This window comes from Methyloceanibacter marginalis, assembly GCF_001723295.1.
GTDB lineage: Bacteria > Pseudomonadota > Alphaproteobacteria > Rhizobiales > Methyloligellaceae > Methyloceanibacter > Methyloceanibacter marginalis.
In genome coordinates, this window is record NZ_LPWD01000361.1 from 1 (window position 1) to 1176 (window position 1176).

The following is a 1176-nucleotide window of genomic DNA, read 5'->3' on the forward strand; positions in this document are numbered from 1 at the left end:
GGCGGAGATCGTGGGGCAGGGTGATGCGCAGCATGAGAGCGCCCGTGCGGACCACGAACACGGTCTCTTCGCCGTCCAGGCTGAGGGGCAGGGATTGGCCCCGCCGGGTCCGCACCATCGCGCCTTGGGTGGCGAGCGCCGGGGGTAGCCCGTGGGGCATCGCGATCTCGGAAGAGGCGCCGTCAGACAGCCGGACAGCCTCCGGTCTCTTCAAGCTGGATGTGGTCTCCAAGGGTCGTCCCCACGTGACGGAAAGCGCATGCCATCAAGACACAAGCTGTCGAGCTTCAAGCGCCGCCGCGCCTTGATATCGATCAAGCCGGTCTCGCCCGCGACACCGTGACCGCGCCGCCACCGGCGCCCGCAACGAATTGATCCAGATCAAGAAAAACCGTGTCGCTGCCGCAACAGTCAGATGGCGATACGCGGGAGGCTGACCTCGGTCAGCCCAGGCAAGCGATGGGTGCTGGTGCGCCCGCGAGCCCCGTTTCAACAATGAGAAAGAACACGCGCGCGGCGTCTTCGCACTTCCGCGGCGACTGGGGGATTTCACATGAACAGATTTGCGACTGCCGCACTCGCGCTCTTGGCCTTGGCGGCGCTTGTTGGCGGCGCGTCCAAGGCGGCCATGGCGGGCGACGAGCACGGCAACTTTATGATCCGGGGCCTGATCACGGGCGTCTTGCCCGACACCGATGCCGCGGTGTTTTCCGGCGGAGCGCGCATTCCGGGCGCCAACGCCGCGGTCAGCGACGAGGTGATCCCGGCGACCACCCTGACCTATTTCTTCAACGACAACTTGGCGGTCGAGCTGTTCTGCTGCTTCGCCAAGCATGAGATGAACGGCACGGGGACCATCGCCGGCCTCGGCGAGATCGCCTCGACCTGGATTTTCCCGCCGGCGCTCACCGCCCAGTACCACTTCAATACGGACGGCAAGTTCAAGCCCTATATAGGCGCAGGGCTTCAATATATCGCCTTCTTCGATGAGGGCGTGGGCCAGAACCGGCTCGGCGCCACAAGCGTCGACATCGACGACGCGGTCGGCTTCACGCTGCAGGCCGGTCTCGACATCTCCATGGGCAACGGCTGGTCCCTCAATGCCGACGTCAAGAAGACCTGGCTCGACACGGAGATCAGCTGGAACGGCACGGGCGTGCGCGCCGATGCCGATCT

The 1176-nt window shown here is 65.1% G+C and carries 2 protein-coding genes; one reads left to right on the forward strand and one right to left on the reverse strand.

Translation table 11 applies throughout. The features are described 5' to 3' along the window. Window positions 1-232: hypothetical protein (locus AUC71_RS12770; protein WP_204376720.1), on the reverse strand; the 232-nt coding region annotated here is incomplete at its 3' end. 321 nt (window positions 233-553) lie between these two features. Here AUC71_RS12770 and AUC71_RS12775 point away from each other — a divergent pair. After that, window positions 554-1176 (forward strand): OmpW/AlkL family protein (locus tag AUC71_RS12775; RefSeq protein WP_069624570.1); only part of this gene is annotated, 623 nt, incomplete at its 3' end.